The 17126-nt window shown below is 30.9% G+C and carries 23 protein-coding genes; 12 read left to right on the forward strand and 11 right to left on the reverse strand.

What is annotated here, in order from left to right; all coding sequences use genetic code 11:
* Positions 1-31: 31 nt before the first annotated feature.
* On the reverse strand, positions 32-763 hold the full coding sequence (locus tag BMX42_RS03725; protein ID WP_091308944.1) for a biotin--[acetyl-CoA-carboxylase] ligase: 732 nt from the start codon (positions 761-763) through the stop codon (positions 32-34).
* Positions 764-847: 84 nt separating this feature from the next.
* Here BMX42_RS03725 and rsfS point away from each other — a divergent pair, with 84 nt between their 5' ends.
* The 7 genes from rsfS (at position 848) to BMX42_RS03760 (ending at position 6472) form a co-directional block, all read left to right on the forward strand.
* Positions 848-1216 (forward strand): ribosome silencing factor, encoded by a 369-nt coding sequence (gene rsfS / locus BMX42_RS03730; RefSeq protein WP_091308947.1) that lies wholly within the window; start codon positions 848-850, stop codon positions 1214-1216.
* 8 nt (positions 1217-1224) lie between these two features.
* On the forward strand, positions 1225-3210 hold the full coding sequence (gene ftsH / locus BMX42_RS03735; protein ID WP_091308951.1) for an ATP-dependent zinc metalloprotease FtsH: 1986 nt from the start codon (positions 1225-1227) through the stop codon (positions 3208-3210).
* A gap of 98 nt (positions 3211-3308) precedes the next feature.
* The gene (locus tag BMX42_RS03740) at positions 3309-3911 is read left to right on the forward strand and encodes a lactate utilization protein B/C (RefSeq protein ID WP_091308956.1); all 603 of its coding nucleotides are present in this window, start codon (positions 3309-3311) and stop codon (positions 3909-3911) included.
* A 1-nt stretch (position 3912) separates the two neighbouring features.
* The gene (locus tag BMX42_RS03745) at positions 3913-4716 is read left to right on the forward strand and encodes a phosphatidate cytidylyltransferase (RefSeq protein WP_091308959.1); all 804 of its coding nucleotides are present in this window, start codon (positions 3913-3915) and stop codon (positions 4714-4716) included.
* Positions 4709-5368: a phosphatidylserine decarboxylase family protein gene (locus BMX42_RS03750; protein WP_091308960.1), complete on the forward strand. Its 660-nt coding sequence runs from the start codon at positions 4709-4711 to the stop codon at positions 5366-5368. The genes BMX42_RS03745 and BMX42_RS03750 overlap by 8 nt, the downstream gene beginning before the upstream one ends.
* On the forward strand, positions 5369-5653 hold the full coding sequence (locus BMX42_RS03755; protein ID WP_091308962.1) for an acyl-CoA-binding protein: 285 nt from the start codon (positions 5369-5371) through the stop codon (positions 5651-5653).
* A gap of 45 nt (positions 5654-5698) precedes the next feature.
* Positions 5699-6472, forward strand: a complete 774-nt coding sequence (locus BMX42_RS03760) for a superoxide dismutase (RefSeq protein ID WP_091308964.1) — start codon at positions 5699-5701, stop codon at positions 6470-6472.
* A 56-nt stretch (positions 6473-6528) separates the two neighbouring features.
* Here BMX42_RS03760 and BMX42_RS03765 read toward each other — a convergent pair whose 3' ends face one another.
* The gene (locus BMX42_RS03765) at positions 6529-7425 is read right to left on the reverse strand and encodes a coiled-coil domain-containing protein (protein ID WP_091308966.1); all 897 of its coding nucleotides are present in this window, start codon (positions 7423-7425) and stop codon (positions 6529-6531) included.
* Between the two features lie 117 nt (positions 7426-7542).
* Between BMX42_RS03765 and BMX42_RS03770 the strand changes: the two genes are divergently transcribed.
* The 5 genes from BMX42_RS03770 to BMX42_RS03790 all read left to right on the forward strand — a co-directional run bounded on the left by BMX42_RS03770 (position 7543) and on the right by BMX42_RS03790 (position 11843).
* Positions 7543-8583, forward strand: coding sequence for a formimidoylglutamase (locus BMX42_RS03770; RefSeq protein WP_091310840.1), 1041 nt, complete (start codon positions 7543-7545; stop codon positions 8581-8583).
* 104 nt (positions 8584-8687) lie between these two features.
* Positions 8688-8978 (forward strand): hypothetical protein, encoded by a 291-nt coding sequence (locus BMX42_RS03775; protein ID WP_091308968.1) that lies wholly within the window; start codon positions 8688-8690, stop codon positions 8976-8978.
* 5 nt (positions 8979-8983) lie between these two features.
* On the forward strand, positions 8984-9277 hold the full coding sequence (locus BMX42_RS03780; protein WP_091308970.1) for a cell division protein ZapA: 294 nt from the start codon (positions 8984-8986) through the stop codon (positions 9275-9277).
* Between the two features lie 207 nt (positions 9278-9484).
* Positions 9485-11047: a ribonuclease Y gene (rny, locus tag BMX42_RS03785; protein WP_091308972.1), complete on the forward strand. Its 1563-nt coding sequence runs from the start codon at positions 9485-9487 to the stop codon at positions 11045-11047.
* Between the two features lie 205 nt (positions 11048-11252).
* On the forward strand, positions 11253-11843 hold the full coding sequence (locus BMX42_RS03790) for a porin family protein (protein WP_091308974.1): 591 nt from the start codon (positions 11253-11255) through the stop codon (positions 11841-11843).
* A gap of 81 nt (positions 11844-11924) precedes the next feature.
* On the opposite strand, the gene BMX42_RS03795 is transcribed toward BMX42_RS03790, so the two are convergent.
* The 9 genes from BMX42_RS03795 to BMX42_RS03835 all read right to left on the reverse strand — a co-directional run bounded on the left by BMX42_RS03795 (position 11925) and on the right by BMX42_RS03835 (position 17032).
* Positions 11925-12122 carry a hypothetical protein gene (locus BMX42_RS03795; protein ID WP_143055601.1) on the reverse strand — a complete coding sequence of 66 codons (198 nt, stop codon included), beginning with the start codon at positions 12120-12122 and terminating at the stop codon, positions 11925-11927.
* Positions 12123-12154: 32 nt separating this feature from the next.
* A complete protein-coding gene (gene ftsY, locus BMX42_RS03800) occupies positions 12155-13135 on the reverse strand; it encodes a signal recognition particle-docking protein FtsY (RefSeq protein WP_091308978.1) in 981 nt (326 codons plus the stop codon).
* 107 nt (positions 13136-13242) lie between these two features.
* Positions 13243-13395 carry a DUF4295 domain-containing protein gene (locus BMX42_RS03805; RefSeq protein ID WP_091308981.1) on the reverse strand — a complete coding sequence of 51 codons (153 nt, stop codon included), beginning with the start codon at positions 13393-13395 and terminating at the stop codon, positions 13243-13245.
* A gap of 63 nt (positions 13396-13458) precedes the next feature.
* Positions 13459-13641, reverse strand: a complete 183-nt coding sequence (rpmG, locus tag BMX42_RS03810; RefSeq protein WP_091308983.1) for a 50S ribosomal protein L33 — start codon at positions 13639-13641, stop codon at positions 13459-13461.
* 20 nt (positions 13642-13661) lie between these two features.
* Positions 13662-13904 (reverse strand): 50S ribosomal protein L28, encoded by a 243-nt coding sequence (rpmB, locus tag BMX42_RS03815; protein WP_091308985.1) that lies wholly within the window; start codon positions 13902-13904, stop codon positions 13662-13664.
* Between the two features lie 79 nt (positions 13905-13983).
* Positions 13984-15231 carry a competence/damage-inducible protein A gene (locus BMX42_RS03820; protein ID WP_091308987.1) on the reverse strand — a complete coding sequence of 416 codons (1248 nt, stop codon included), beginning with the start codon at positions 15229-15231 and terminating at the stop codon, positions 13984-13986.
* A 70-nt stretch (positions 15232-15301) separates the two neighbouring features.
* Positions 15302-15646 carry an Hpt domain-containing protein gene (locus tag BMX42_RS03825; RefSeq protein WP_091308989.1) on the reverse strand — a complete coding sequence of 115 codons (345 nt, stop codon included), beginning with the start codon at positions 15644-15646 and terminating at the stop codon, positions 15302-15304.
* A complete protein-coding gene (locus tag BMX42_RS03830) occupies positions 15646-16257 on the reverse strand; it encodes a fumarylacetoacetate hydrolase family protein (protein ID WP_091308992.1) in 612 nt (203 codons plus the stop codon). The genes BMX42_RS03825 and BMX42_RS03830 overlap by 1 nt, the downstream gene beginning before the upstream one ends.
* Positions 16258-16261: 4 nt before the next feature.
* A complete protein-coding gene (locus BMX42_RS03835; protein WP_091308994.1) occupies positions 16262-17032 on the reverse strand; it encodes a 3'-5' exonuclease in 771 nt (256 codons plus the stop codon).
* Between the last annotated feature and the right edge of the window lie 94 nt (positions 17033-17126).

A 17126-nucleotide genomic window follows, 5' to 3' on the forward strand; every position in this document is an offset into this window, starting at 1 on the left:
AACAGGAAACCAAAAATTAGAAGCTCAGAATTTAATATAACATTTTAACCTCTTTAATATCAAACAATTGTAAACTATCATCTTCAAGTTCAATTTGCAACAAACCATTTGGCAAAACTTGCTTGATAATTCCCATAAATTTTGTTTCTGAAGCATTTTCAAAAGCCATTGGTACATTTTTTTTGAATAAATTTTCGTGATATACTTCCCAAAAATATTTCGCCCCTTCATTTTTATACAAATTGATATTGTTTTGAAATTGGTTTAAAAAAGTCAATAACACTTCTTCTTTACTCCATTCTTGTCCGGAAATATTTTTTAAAGAACTCGCTTGTGGCAGATTTGAAAAGTTTTCTTGGTTCACATTTATGCCAATTCCAATGATTGAAAGTATTTCTGAATTGCTTTTAAACTGATTTTCAATTAAAATGCCACAAATTTTCTTTTTATCTGCCAAAATGTCGTTTGCCCATTTGATAGCTAAATTCGGAATTTTTAAATTAGAAAACGTTTGAAATAAGCTAACAGCAACGACCACATTTAAATTAAAAACTTCCTCAAAATTAAGCAACACATCTTTTATCAAGACACTGAAAGTAAGGTTTTTACCATTTTCTACTTCCCAATTCGCACCGCGTTGCCCTCTCCCATTCGTTTGGTTTTCAGCCACCACAACTGTGAAATTATCTACGGTTTGTTTTGTAGTTAATTCTTTTAAATAGCTGTTTGTTGAATCAATGGCAGGGAGTTTGATAATATGCATATAAGAAATTTTGTTATTACTTAATTGAAGTTACAAAAATAAAGACAAAAAATGATACCTTTGCACAAAACGAATAAATAATAGATGACGAAAAATATTAGCACAGATGATTTACTAGCAAGTATCATCAAAGGAATAGAAGATGTAAAAGGATTAGATATTGATATTCTTGATTTAAGAGGGATTGACAATAGCGTTTGTGATTATTTTGTAATTTGCAATGGTAATTCAAATACCCAAGTAAATGCAATTGTAGGTTCTGTACAAAAAGGTGTGTCAAAAGAATTAAAAGACAAACCTTGGCATGTTGAAGGAACAGACGTTGGAGAATGGGTATTAATGGATTATGTGAGCATAGTAGTACACGTATTTCAAAAACACATTAGAGAGTATTATAACATTGAAAGCCTTTGGGGTGACGCAAAAATTACCTCAATCGCCAATAAATTCTAAACCAAATTATGTCAGAAAAAGAAAACGAAAACAAAAACAAGCCAGTTATTAAGGTAGTTAAACTTGGTCCTTGGTTTTTTCCAATATTAGCCGTTTCAATAATTTTATTAATCAACTTTTTTAATGGTGGTTTCGATATGAATTATCCGAAATCGACTTCTATTTCTTCTTTTTATGATTTATTGAATAAGAATCAAATTGAAAAAGTAGACATTTTAACAAGTACTTCTGGGAATACCGCTGAAATTACATTAAAAAAAGCTGCTTATAAATCTTCAAAAGACGAAGAATTAAAAAAGTTAACTAAAGAAAAAGGTCCACACTATCTAGTAAAAGATGTAGGAAGTTTAGAATTGTTTCAGAAAAGATTAGAAGAAGCTAAAGGCAAAAATCTAATTTCTGTGTACGATTTAAAACCAACAAGCAACTGGGGTGAATGGATCGGATTATTATTGCCAACACTAATTTTTATTGGATTTTTCTATTTCATATCGAAAAGAATGTCTGGTGGCGCTGGTGGTGGTGGTCAAATATTTAGTATCGGAAAATCGAAAGCTAAATTATTCGACGAAAAAAATGACGTAAAAGTTACTTTTGAAAATGTTGCTGGATTAGAAGGTGCCAAAGAAGAAATACAAGAAATTGTAGAATTCTTAAAAACGCCTGAAAAATATACAAGTATTGGTGGTAAAATCCCAAAAGGAGCCTTATTAGTTGGACCTCCAGGAACAGGAAAAACCTTATTAGCCAAAGCTGTTGCAGGTGAAGCTAACGTACCCTTCTTCTCTTTATCAGGATCTGATTTTGTAGAAATGTTCGTTGGTGTTGGAGCTTCTCGTGTAAGAGATTTATTCAAACAAGCCAAAGACAAGGCGCCAGCTATTATTTTCATTGATGAAATTGATGCTGTAGGAAGAGCTCGTGGAAAAAACAACATGTCTGGAAGTAATGACGAAAGAGAAAATACGTTAAATCAGTTATTAACTGAAATGGACGGATTTGGAACTAACTCTAACGTAATTGTATTAGCAGCAACCAACAGAGCTGATGTTTTAGATAAAGCATTAATGCGTGCTGGTCGTTTCGACAGACAAATTTATGTAGACCTACCGGACATTAGAGAACGTGCTGCTATTTTTGAAGTACACTTAAAACCAATTACAAAATCGGAAACATTAGATGTTGAATTTTTAGCGAAACAAACACCTGGTTTTTCTGGAGCAGATATTGCCAATGTTTGTAATGAAGCCGCTTTAGTTGCTGCAAGAAAAGACAAAAAAGCAGTAGATAAACAAGACTTTTTAGACGCTGTTGACAGAATTGTTGGTGGTTTAGAAAAGAAAAATAAAATTATCACTAAAGAAGAAAAACACGCTATTGCGATTCACGAAGCTGGTCACGCGACTGTAAGTTGGATGTTGAAACACGCGGCTCCTTTAGTAAAAGTTACCATCGTTCCTCGTGGACAAAGCTTAGGTGCTGCATGGTATTTACCGGAAGAAAGACAAATCGTAAGAACCGAACAAATGTTAGACGAAATGTGTGCTACAATGGGCGGTAGAGCTGCTGAAAAAGTAGTTTTCGATAAGATTTCAACGGGAGCACTTTCAGATTTAGAAAAAGTTACCAAACAAGCTCGTGCGATGGTTACAGTTTATGGTTTAAACGATAAAATCGGAAATATTACATATTACGATTCTTCAGGGCAATCTGATTATAATTTTTCAAAACCATATTCAGATGATACTGCAAAAATAATTGATGCGGAGATTTCTGGATTAATTGAAAAACAATACCAAAGAGCGATTACAATTTTAACTGAAAACAGAACAAAATTAGAAGCTTTAGCGGATATTTTAATCGAGAAAGAAGTTATTTTTAAAGACGACTTAGAAACGATTTTCGGAAAGAGACCTTTTGATATTGAAGAAGTAAAACCTGAAACAATGACGGAGATTATTTCTAAATCAGATTCAGAAAGCATTACCGAATAAGTTATTAACAATCTATTGTATAAAAAATCTTAACCTAGAAGTAATTTTAAGTTAAGATTTTTTTATATTTGATGCTTACGAATATTTACAGATTTAAAATGAATATTTTCAAAAAAATATTTGGCCATCAAGACGACGCAGAAGATCAAGAAAAAAACGTTTCTAAAAGCCAATATACACCAGACATAAATACGCCAGTAGACGAATTATTTACCATTAACTTTAAAAATAATGGTGGAAAATTCATTTATTGTTCTAGTATGAATGAGGTTCACGATAACTTTGAAAATATTTTAGAAGAAAATGATTGGTTTGAAAATGAAGTAAAATGTTTTGATTCGAGATTATTTCACTTTTTAGATGAAAACAGATTAGAATACAAAAACGTTACAAATCCTACATTCTTTTTTACACCTTGCGAAAACTTAATTGCTGATGAAGGTTCTATCCTATTCTCTTCAAAACAATTAAAACAATATAAAATAGACGAATTACCTACAAACATTATAGTATTTGCTTCAACAAGTCAATTAACTATGACTAAAGGTGACAGTTTAAGAAATATCAAAAACAAATACGACAAAGAATACCCAACAAATATTACTGCAATTAAGTATTTTGAAAAAACTAAAGAAGAAGATTTTCTTCATTATGGTAGTTGCCACAAAAACTTATACTTAATACTACTAGAAGATTTATAAAATGAGTGAAAATGTTATAAGAGCAAGTAGTGGTGCAGTTTATATTGCATTACTTATATTTTGCACACTTTTTTCGCCAATAACCTTTCATATTTTATTCACGGTTTTTATGTGTTTAAGTATTTATGAATTTTCAAAAATGACCAATTACAAATACTATTATTTATTTGCAATTGGAGGAATATTAATTTCTGTGTTGTTTTTCATAAGCCAACTTCCACCAGTAAATTTAATATATATTGCTTTTGGATGTGTTGTTTTTAACATTTTACTGTTGTTCAACTTATTCAACAATAAATCGTTTCATAAATACCACAAAACGTATAGCCATTTGTTTCTATACATTACTTTACCATTTATTTTATTATTATCAATACCAAACTTCATTGCGCCTGCGAAATACGAAATCGTTTTAGCAGTATTTATAATGATTTGGTGTAATGACACATTTGCCTATTTAGTTGGGAAATCAATTGGAAAACACAAACTATTAGAAAGAGTTTCTCCTAAAAAAACCATTGAAGGTTTTCTTGGCGGAATTGTTTTTACCATACTTGCTTCTTTAATAATAAGTCAATTTTATACTTTTTTTAGTGTAACTTTGTGGATTATTACAGCAATTGTAATTGCATTATTTGGTACTCTTGGCGATTTAGTAGAATCTAAATTCAAAAGAGAAGCTGGCGTAAAAGATAGCGGAAACATCATGCCTGGTCATGGTGGTATTTTAGACCGACTAGATAGTGTTATATTTGTAGTTCCGTTTTTATATGTTTTATTTTTAATTTACTTTTATTATGCTTAAGTTTCATCCAGAAGGATCTAAAATTATTTTAATTTCAGCTTTAATTACCGTTTTAGGTATTTTTGGTGTAGACTATTTGTTGCACGACAACACAGTTATACGCATAATAGTTCAATGTATTTTACTATTTCTATTAATCATGATTCTTCAGTTTTTTAGAGACCCAACTCGAGTTGCAGATAACAGCGACAATCATGTATTAGCTCCAGTTGATGGAAAAGTTGTGGTTATTGAAGAAGTTTTTGAACCAGAATATTTCAAAGACAAAAGATTAATGGTTTCTATTTTTATGTCGCCAATAAACGTTCACGTAACAAGATATGCAGTTAATGGAATCGTAAAATATAGCAAATATCATCCTGGTAAATTTTTAGTCGCTTGGCACCCAAAAGCGAGTGAAGAAAACGAACGTACTACTGTGGTTATTGAAAACAGAGTGTATGGCGAAATTATGTACCGACAAATCGCTGGTGCATTAGCAAAAAGAATTGTAAATTATGCAGTAGAAGGCATGAGAGTAGTTCAAGGTAAAGATGCTGGTTTTATTAAATTTGGTTCTCGTGTTGATTTATATTTTCCAATTGGAACAGAAATCAATGTGAAATTAGGAGATAAAGCGATTGGAAACAAAACTATAATTAGTAAAAAATAAATGAGTAAATTGTCGTTAGATGAAAGATTCCAGGAAGCTATTCGTAATGCCAACGAAAAAATTCCTAAAACTTCTGTACCGCAAGATGTACAGCTAGTGCTTTATGCCTATTACAAACAAGCTCTTTCTGAAAACATAAGTTACAGTCATCACGGTTATGAATCGGATGAAGTAATTACCGCTTTTAAACAAAACGCTTGGATGCAAGTAAGACATCTTAGTGCCGACGAAGCCAAAGAAAAATATATTGAAATTATAAATCAAATGCTAAAAGATAGACAGTAATGTTTATCTTTTTTTATTTTTGCAGAAATCTAAATTATAAAATAAATGAAAAATAGAATACTAGTATTAACATTCGCCACAATAATTGGTTTTACAAGCTGTGGAAAAGACAAAGAATTGGTAGAAGTTACCATTCCAGAACCAGAAAAAATTGAAAAAACTGCAATGGGAAATCCTGCAGATGTAAAAGCTGATGATGCTGAAGGTGCTTTTCAAATGAAAGGTTTACCTTATACATATAATGGTTTAGAGCCTTTTATTGATGCTAAAACAATGGAAACTCATTATTCTAAACATCATGTTGGATATTGCAACAAATTGAACGCAGCCGTAAAAGGAACCGATTTAGAATCTAAATCAATTGAAGAAATTCTTAAAAAATTAGACATGAGTAAAGCTGACGTTAGAAATAATGCTGGTGGATACTATAATCATAATTTCTTTTTCGAAACCTTAAACGCAAACGGCGGTGAAGCTACTGATGAAGTTTTAGAAGCTATTAATACCGATTTTGGTTCTTACGATGAATTCAAAAAACAATTTTCAGAAAGCGCTACAAAATTATTTGGTTCAGGTTGGGTTTGGTTAATAAAAGACAGAACTGGAAAATTAGTGATTTCAACTACTTCTAATCAAGACAATCCTTTAATGTCAAAAGCCGAAGTAAAAGGAACGCCAATTTTAGCTTTAGATGTTTGGGAACACGCTTATTATTTAAAATATCAAAACAAACGTAAAGATTACATAGATGCTTATTTTAATGTGATTAACTGGAAAAAAGTTAATGAAAAATTTAAAGCAGCTGCTGTTACAGAATAACAGAAACAAAAAAAGTCCCAATAAATCGGGACTTTTTTTATACTTGAAAGTAATTTTTATCTTAATTGGAAACTGTTTTTAGAAACTAATTCTCCATTTTTGTCAAACACATTTACAAAGTAAGAACCTGCAGTAATGTTTTTAACTGGTAAATCTTCTTGTACTTGTACTGTTTTGTTTTCGTATTTAACTGTTTTTTGGAAACTATATGGTAAATAAGTAGAACCAAACGTTTCTGTTTTTTTCTCACCTAAAACGTTGTTTTTACTATCAATTACTTGAACATAATATAATCTGTCTCCAGTTTTAGCTACTTGATTTTCTGCAATTGTAAAGCTAATTTTTAAAACATCTGCTCTAGTTGCTTTGTCAGTATCAACTTGCTTACCTGAACTTCTTTGTTTTACTGCTAAAGTAGTTAAGTTTAAAACTGATAATTTCTGAGCTTTTTCAACCGTTTTAGACAAATTTTCGTTTTTTGCTGCCAAAGTATCATTTGCAGTTTTTGCATTAGATAATAATACAGTAGTACTATCTAAATTTTTAGTCAATCCTACATTTGCTTCTTTTAATGTATTATTTTCAGCAATCAGATTGTCCATTTCACGTTTCAATTTCACGTACTCATTTTTGTACTTAGAAAGTTCTGCGATACTACCATCTGATTTTTTAATTTTTTCTAATAATTCAACAATTTTCGCTTGTTCTTCTTCTAATTCTCCTTTTAAAGCAGTGTTGTCAGCAATAGCAGCATCGTATTCTGTAATTTTCGCTTCTAATTCTGCCTGAAATTTTTCTTTCTCAGTCATCGTTTTAGACAAGCTTGAATCAACATCACTTTTGTCTTGATTCAATTTATACACATACGCTAAACTTCCCATTAGAAGTAAGGCTAAAACTACAATAGCCGCTTTTAATCCTGAATTTCTAGGATTTGATTGATTTAATTCCATACTTAGTTTGATTTAGGTTAATTATTCAACACAAAAATAAAATTTTATTTATTTCTATTACTATATAACGTAATGTATGTTGAAAATATTATATTTGATACACATTTAAATTTCAAAATGGATAAATTAAACGTATTCAGCTCTAAAGATTTAGCTAAAATCACGCAACACAGAAGTGGCGAAATAAAGTTTGGCGAGAAGATAATAACCGTTCCAAGTGATGAAAATTGGATAGAATTTATAACAAATTGCGAAGCAAAATTTGTTTTACTTGGTTTACCTGAAGATATTGGTGTAAAAGCAAATTTAGGTCGAACTGGCGCTGCAACCGCTTTTGAAAGTACCTTAAAAAGCCTTGTCAACTTTCAACATAATAAATTTTGTAAAGGAAGCGAATTGATTGCTTTAGGTGAAATTGATTTTTCTAAAGAAATGGAAATTTCAAAAACTTTAGACACAACAAACAAAGAAGATCGAAAAAAACTTTTTAGTTTGGTTGAGAATATTGACAAAGATGTTTCTTTCGTAATTAGCACGATTATTAAAGCGAATAAAATTCCGATTATTATTGGTGGCGGACATAACAATGCTTACGGAAATATAAAAGGATTGGCTTTAGCAAAAGGAATGCCAGTAAATGCTATAAATTTTGATGCACATACCGATTTCCGAATTATGGAAGGTCGTCATAGCGGAAATGGTTTTACTTATGCTTTTGAAGAAGGTTTCTTAAAAAAGTATTTCATCTTCGGATTACATGAAAATTTCGTATCAAAAAGCGTTTTCAACACCTTAAAAAACATTGAAGAACGTGTTAAATACGTAACATATGAAGAAATTGCAGTTAGAAAATCGAGAAGTTTTTCAACAGAAATAACAAATGCTTTAAAATTTATTTCCAACACACCTTTTGGTTTAGAATTAGATCTAGATGCCTTACCAAACATTCATAGTAGTGCGATGACATTAAGTGGTTTTAGTGTAGAAAAAGCTCGTAATTTCATCCATTTAGTTGGAAAAGAAGAAAATGCAAGTTATTTTCACATTTGTGAAGGCGCACCAGATTTGGATTTATCAAACAATAATCATTTAACCGGAAAATTAATCGCGACATTAATTTTAGACTTCATAAAGAGTAAAAAGCCAAACGAAAATTAAGAAATAAACACTCGAGAAAAAAACTTTATAATTTTTGAAAAAAAGTATTGGATTTCGAGATTGAAGTTTTAAATTTGTAAAATCAAGAAAAGAATTAAGTTGTAATGAGCGAATTGTCAAAAGTTATTGATTCTTTAGAAGTAAAGTTCTTTAAATTATCTAAAAAAATAGAAAATTTAGAGAAATTGAACGAAAGTTTATCTAAAGAATTGAGAGAAATAAAACAGACAGCCCAACACGAAAATGAGAAAGTAAACTCATTGAAAAACGAGTTGGAAAGCTTACGAATCACAAATTCTCTTCTAGGCAGTGAAGAATACAAGAAAGAAACAAAACTGAAAATAAATTCGTTGATTAGAGAAATCGACTATTGTATAGCTCAACTTTCTGAATAATAATTATGGCAGAAAAGTTAAAAATAAAAATTTCAATTGCAGACCGAGTCTATCCATTAACAGTGGAAACTACTCAGGAAGAAGGTCTAAGAACGGCGTCTAAAAAAATTGATGCTACTATTAAAAAATTTGAAGCTAGCTATGCTGTAAGAGACAAGCAAGATGTATTAGCCATGTGCGCTTTACAATTCGCTTCTCAAATAGAACAAACACAAATAGATACTTCTACAGATACCGTAGAAGCATTTGAAAGATTGAAAAAACTCGACGAAAAAATTGAAGGTTTACTTTCAAAATAAGAAATTACGTTCATACAAAAACACTAAAGTACTGCCCACATTAGTAAATATTTGATAAACTCAACACTAACTATTAAATGAGTGAATTTGCAATAGTAAAGCACGTCCTTCACGGGAATCCTTGATCATTGTTTTAGCTCAAATCCTGTCTGAATCGAGTTTATTCAAACACCTGATGTGGGCTTTTTTATTAAACTAAATTAAACTATGGAATTAACAAGTATAATAATTGGAATCGTTGTCGGATTGGCTATAGGATTTGCAATTGCTAAATTTTTAGAAAAAAGCAATGTATCAAACCTAATCAAAAATGCTAAAAAAGAAGCGGGTTCAATTTTAAGAGATGCTAAATCAGAAGCCGAAGCTGAAAAGAAAAATAAGCTATTACAAGCCAAAGAAAAATTTTTAGAATTAAAATCGGAACACGAAAAGGAAATTTTGTCAAAAGACAAAAAAATGGCTGAAGCCGAAAAAAGAACAAGAGATAAAGAATCTCAAATTTCTAATGAATTAGCCAAAGCAAAGAAAGTTAACGACGAAGCAGAAGCAAAAATCGTTGAGTACAACAACAAAATTGAAAACTTAGAGAAAAAATCTCAAGAAGTTGACAAATTACATAAAAGTCAGATTGAGCAATTAGAAGTAATTTCTGGTTTATCTGCAGATGAAGCTAAAAATCAATTAGTTGAAAGTTTAAAAGCTGAAGCGAAAACAAACGCAATGGCGCATATTCAAGAAACTATTGAAGAAGCTAAAATGCAAGCGCAACAAGAAGCTAAGAAAATCATTATCAGCACAATTCAACGTGTTGGTACTGAAGAAGCTGTTGAAAATTGCGTTTCTGTATTCAACATTGAATCTGACGATGTAAAAGGAAGAATTATTGGTAGAGAAGGAAGAAACATTAGAGCTATTGAAGCAGCAACTGGAGTTGAAATCATTGTAGATGATACACCTGAAGCGATTATCTTATCATGTTTCGATCCTGTTAGAAGAGAAATTGCTCGTTTAGCACTTCATAAATTAGTTACTGATGGTCGTATTCACCCAGCTCGTATTGAAGAAGTTGTTGAAAAAACGAAAAAACAGATTGAAGAAGAAATCATCGAAGTTGGTAAACGTACGGTTATCGATTTAGGAATTCACGGTTTACACCCAGAACTGATTAAAATTGTAGGTAGAATGAAATACCGTTCTTCATACGGACAAAACTTATTACAACACTCAAGAGAAGTTTCTAAATTATGTGGTTTAATGGCTGCAGAATTAGGATTGAACGTCAAATTAGCAAAAAGAGCTGGTTTATTACACGATATTGGAAAAGTTCCAGATACAGAAAGCGAATTGCCACACGCAATTTTAGGTATGCAATGGGCAGAGAAATACGGTGAAAAAGAAGAAGTTTGTAATGCAATTGGAGCTCACCACGATGAAATTGAAATGAAATATTTAATTTCTCCAATTATTCAAGTATGTGATGCGATTTCAGGAGCAAGACCAGGTGCACGTCGTCAAGTATTAGATTCTTACATCCAACGTTTAAAAGATCTTGAAGAAGTAGCCTATAGTTTCCCTGGAGTTAAAAATGCTTATGCGATTCAAGCTGGTAGAGAATTACGTGTGTTAGTAGAAAGCGAAAAAGTTTCAGACGATTTAGCTGCAACTTTATCTTTTGAAATTTCACACAAAATTCAAACTGAAATGACGTATCCAGGCCAAGTTAAAGTAACAGTAATTAGAGAAACAAGAGCGGTTAATATTGCAAAATAATCTCTAAGATCAATAAATTAAAAAATCCGATTTCAATTGAAGTCGGATTTTTTTTGCTCCATAATAATGTAATGATTTGTAATAATAATATAACAAATAACACTTGGAACAAATCTAACTTTACAACATCGAAATTACATAAAACATAAGTAATCGATATTAAGGAGATTTAAAAATCTAGTTTTTTTAACCAAAATTTATTATTATGAAAAATGTCATTTTATTACTTACGAGTTTTATTTCAGTAACAGCTTTTTCGCAGGAAGAAGTAAAAAGCTCAAGCGACGCTAGATTTGGAATCAAAGGTGGATTAAATTATTCCACTGTTACTAAAGGCGATTTTGAAGAAGGATTAGATCCGAGAACCAGTTTTTATATTGGATTTGTTAGTGAAATTCCATTAGTTGGAAGAATACTACATCTTCAACCTGAAATGATATATTCAAGACAAGGTTTTGAAAGCAATTACTCTTTTTTAGGTGAAAATTACAACGATGTATATCAAGTAGATTATATCAATATTCCAGTATTATTAAAACTTTATGCTGGGAATACACTTTCATTTGAATTTGGACCTCAATTTGGATTAAAAGTTAATGAAAAAATAGTGCGAAACGATTCTGAAGTGGAAGAAAATGATATCAATTCGTTTGATACCGCATTAGCAGGTGGAGTTTCTTTAAATTTTGATAAATTCTTCTTATCTGGAAGATACACCTATAGTTTAAATGAAATTATTAAAGATTCAAATAGTAAAAATTCTGTGTTCCAAATTGGAGGAGGTTTTAGATTTTAATCTCATTTTGAATTATATAAAAAAGTCCGTCCCGATTTCATCGGGACGGACTTTTTTATTGGGTTTTATATATTTTTTAATCTACTTATTTTTTTTTGCCGTTTTCTTCGTTTTTCCGTTAATTACTTTAATCGCAACATACATAAACAATATAAAAGAGATTAATCGCAAGAACATAAATATGCTTTCGCTTTGCATAAATCCTAAAAATTTCAAATCAAAAGGCAAAGCCAAGAAAGCAGAAATAACTGCAATTAATAACAATTTTGAATTGGTCATATTTTTAAAAAAACCCATCATACTTTATAAAATTAATTAAAGAAAGAATCAACAAACTCTGATTTATTAAACACCTGTAAGTCTTCAATTCCTTCACCTACTCCAATATATTTCACTGGAATTTGAAATTGATCTGAAATTCCAATTACGACACCACCTTTTGCAGTTCCGTCTAATTTAGTTACTGCTAAACAAGAAACTTCTGTAGCTGCTGTAAATTGTTTAGCTTGTTCAAAAGCATTTTGCCCTGTTGAACCATCAAGCACCAACATGACGTCGTTTGGCGTATTTGGAACCACTTTTTGCATTACATTTTTCACTTTGGTTAACTCGTTCATTAAACCAACTTTATTGTGTAAACGACCAGCTGTATCAATAATAACCACATCAGCATTTTGTGCTACAGCAGATTGCAAGGTATCAAAAGCAACAGAAGCTGGATCCGAACCCATTTGTTGTCTCACCATTGGCACACCTACTCTATCCGCCCAAATTTGTAATTGATCAATTGCAGCAGCTCTGAATGTATCAGCAGCACCTAATACTACGTTGTAACCCGCTTTTTTAAACTGATATGCTAATTTTCCAATAGTTGTAGTTTTACCAACACCATTTACACCAACCACCATAATTACGTATGGTTTAGTATCTTTTGGAATGGTAAATTCAGAATCGTTTCCGGTATTTGTTTCAGATAAAAGCGCACCGATTTCTTCTCTTAAAATTAAATTAAGTTCATCTGTACCTAAATATTTATCTTGAGAAACTCTTTTTTCAATGCGTTGAATAATTTTCAACGTGGTATTTACACCAACATCTGAAGAAATAAGTACTTCTTCTAAATTATCTAAAACTTCATCGTCAACTTTAGATTTTCCAGCAACTGCTTTAGTTAATTTAGAAAAGAAAGACGTTTTAGTTTTCTCTAAACCTTTATCTAAAATTTGCTTTTCCTGCTCAGTAATTACAGGTTCACTTTTGTTAGAAGAAAATATTTTTTTAAAAAAACTCATTGTATTAAGTAAGTAATGATATGATTTTCATTATTATGGAACAAAAATAAAATAAAAAAAGCTACTTTCAAATGAAAATAGCTTTTTTAGTATCTATATTGTACAGATTATTTCTTTTTTAAGAACTCATCTACTTCTTCTGGACTCATTACTGATTCCACAAATGTATAAGCTCCAGTTTTAGGAGACTTCACCATTTTGATTGCTTTAGTCAATCTTTTAGAAGCTGTTTGTAAAGTTGCTACGGTTTTCTTTGCCATGACTTAATGTTTTATTGAATTTAAAAATTTCAAATACGATATTTGAAAATTAAAAATTTCTAATTATTTAATTTCTTTGTGAACAGTTACTCTTTTCAAGATAGGATTGAATTTTTTGATTTCCATTCTATCTGGTGTGTTTTTCTTGTTTTTAGTCGTGATATAACGAGAAGTTCCTGGTTGACCAGATTCTTTGTGCTCAGTACACTCTAAAATTACTTGGATTCTATTACCTTTCTTTGCCATTTTGATATATTTTTAAATGATTAAACAGATTTTACAAATCCATCAGCTTTAGCTTTTTTCAAAACCGCGGCAATACCATTTTTGTTAATTGTTTTTAATACTGCTGTAGATATTTTTAGGCTCACCCATCTATCTTCTTCAGCAATGTAAAAACGTTTTTTCACTAAGTTCACAGAGAATTTTCTCTTAGTTTTATTCATCGCGTGAGAAACGTTGTTTCCAACCATTGCTCTTTTTCCTGTTAGTTCACAAACTCTTGACATTATTCTAAACTTTTATATCGTTATTCTAAATAAGGGTGCAAAGAAAAGGATTTTTCATTTACTATGCAACTATTTTTTATTAGTTTTTTGAAATTTCTTTATATATCATTTCAAATGCTTTGTTAACCGCCCTATCTATAACCTTTTCGCGCGGTTGACCAAAATTAAATTCTTCTACAAAAACTTCTTCTGGAGTGGCAATTGCGATAAAAACAGTGCCAATTTCAGCATCACTTTCTCCTTTTGTTGGTCCGGCGTTTCCAGTTGTAGCAATCGCATAATCTGTGTTAAAAATAGTTTTACAATTCAAAGCCATTTCCTTCGCAACGTCAGCACTCACAACAGAATACTGATTTATCGTTTCCGAATTTACTTTCAATAAATCAATTTTAACCTGGTTCGAATAGGCAACAATTCCTCCCTGAAAATATGCAGAAGCTCCTGATACTGATGTAATTAATTCTGAAATTTTTCCGCCAGTGCAACTTTCTGCAGCAGACAAAGTTAATTCTTTTTTTACTAATGCTCTTCCAACAATGACTTCAATGGTTTCATCTTCGTCATAACCCACAATAATTTCACCAATAATAGGCTGTAATTTTTCTACTTCATGTAAGATTGCCTGGCTTAAGACGACTTCACTTTCACCACGAGCAGTCAATCTCAATCGAACTCTTCCTGGACTTGGCAAATACGCTAATTTTATAAAACTCGGTAAATTATTTTCCCAATCTTCAATTTGTTCTGCAATTAAACTCTCCCCACGACCGTAAGTCATTAGTGTTTTATGAACAATGAAAGGTCTATCGAATTTTTCAATTAAATACGGAATCAATTCATTATCAACTAAATATTTCATCTCAAAAGGCACACCAGGTAAAGAAACAAACACTGTGTCTTCATGCTCTACTAACATTCCAGGCGCCGTTCCTACTTTATTAAAAAGTACTTTTGATTTTGATGGCACTAAAGCTTGTTCAATATTTACTTGTGTGATTGGTCTTTTATAAAACCCTTCAATCATTTCTTTCACATGTGCTAAAACAGCATCATTTTGTACCAAAACATCATCAAAGTATTCACAAAAAGTTTTTTTAGTAATATCGTCTTTCGTTGGTCCTAAACCACCAGTAATAATTACTACATCGAAATTATTCTGAACATCGTTAAGTGCTTTTAAAATATGATTTTTATCGTCGGAAATGGAAAGCATCTCATAAGTTGCAATTCCGATTTTATCTAATGCTTTTGATATGTAAGAAGAATTTGTATCGACAATTTGACCAATTAATATTTCATCTCCAATAGTAATTACTGCTGCTCTCATTTTATAAATTTGTGTAAAAATAAGAAAACCACGCCAAAAGCGTGGTTAATTTTTTTATAAAAGTATGAATTTACAACTTAAAATCTTTTTTGATTTCGTCCGTTGCTTCACCTATTCTTGTTTTAAGAGATTTGAAAACGTCTTTAATTTCTTTTCGTTTTCCTTCTGCTTTTGTCCAATTCATAATCAGCATATTATCTTCATAAGCAATATCCATACCTAATAAATCTAAGGTTGGCTTAATTTTATGAGCAGATGCATACGCTTGAGTGTAATCTTTTAATTCAATAGCATTTTTCATCGACTGAATTTCGACAGGAACTTCATCTAAGAATAATGACACAATTTGCAAGGCAAAATCATTATCGTTTTCAGAAATTTCATAAACTTTAGATAAATTGTATTGTAAAGCCATTATTTTACTTGTATTTTAAACATTTGTTTACCTTCTAAAAACCCTTCTAAAATATCATTTTCCTTTACAGCTGCAACACCTTTTGGTGTACCTGTAAAAATAATATCTCCTTTTTTTAAAGTGAAAAATTGAGAAACATACGAAACAATTTCGTCTATGTTCCACAGCATCATAGAAGTTGAGCCTTTTTGAACGATTTCTGAGTTTTTTCTTAATTCAAAGTTAATATTTTCTAATGAACTATAATTCTTTTTCGGCAAAAAGTCTCCGATAATCGCCGAATGGTCAAAAGCCTTAGATTTTTCCCAAGGTAACCCTTTTTCTTTTAACATAGTTTGCAAATCGCGAGCGGTAAAATCAATTCCTAAACCAATTTCATCATAATATTTATGAGCAAATTTTGGACTAATATACTTTCCGACTTTACAAATTTTTACCAAAACTTCTACTTCATGATGCACATCATTACTGAATTCTGGAATTGTAAAAGGTGTTTTCTTCGGTAAAATTGCCGTATCTGGTTTCATGAAAATAACGGGTTCATCTGGACGCTCGTTATTTAATTCTGAAATATGGTCGGCGTAATTTCGGCCAATACAAATAATTTTCATAAACTTATTTCGTGTTTAAACGTCTTAATTTCAAACCTGTTAATACTTTTTTAGTGTATAGTGGAAAATCGGCACCTTGAATCCAACCAAAATAACCTGGATCTTTATCAAAAACATCATCTACTAAAACATTCTTGTATTTTCCAAAACTGAACATTTCCTGACCTTTATCATTTAAAACAATCATACCCGCAAAATCGACAGATTTTTTTCTAGTTGTATATTCAGACAACGCTTTCATATCATTTTGCAAATCTGGATATCTTTCCAATTGCCCTAATAAAATTTCATAAGTTGCCATCGTATCAGCTTCTGCAGAATGTGCATTTTCTAATGTTTTGCCACAATAAAATTTTAAAGCTGCAGAAAGTGTTCTTTCTTCTTTTTTATGAAAAATGGTTTGCACATCAACTGAAACGCGATTTTTCATATCGAAATCAACGCCAGCACGAATCATTTCTTCCGCTAATAACGGAATATCAAATCTATCAGAATTATATCCTGCTAAATCTGAATCTTTAATCATATTGTAAATTTGAGAAGATAATTCTACAAAAGTTGGTTCATTGGCTACTTTTTCATCTGTAATCCCATGAACAGCCGTAGATTGTGGTGGAATTGGAATTGTAGGATTTACTAACCACGTTTTACTTTCTTTATTTCCGTTTGGAAACACTTTAAATATGGCGATTTCAACAATTCTGTCTTTTCCAACATCAATTCCTGTGGTTTCTAAATCAAAGAAACAAATTGGTCTTGTAAGTTTAAGTTCCATTTTTACATTTTAGGCGACAAAGATAAAGCATAATGACTTTTTCAATAATTAAATCTACAATTTTTTTGACAAACTTTATTTAAAACAAGAAAAA

It is taken from the genome of Flavobacterium terrigena (assembly GCF_900108955.1).
In the GTDB taxonomy this organism is placed as follows: Bacteria; Bacteroidota; Bacteroidia; order Flavobacteriales; family Flavobacteriaceae; genus Flavobacterium; species Flavobacterium terrigena.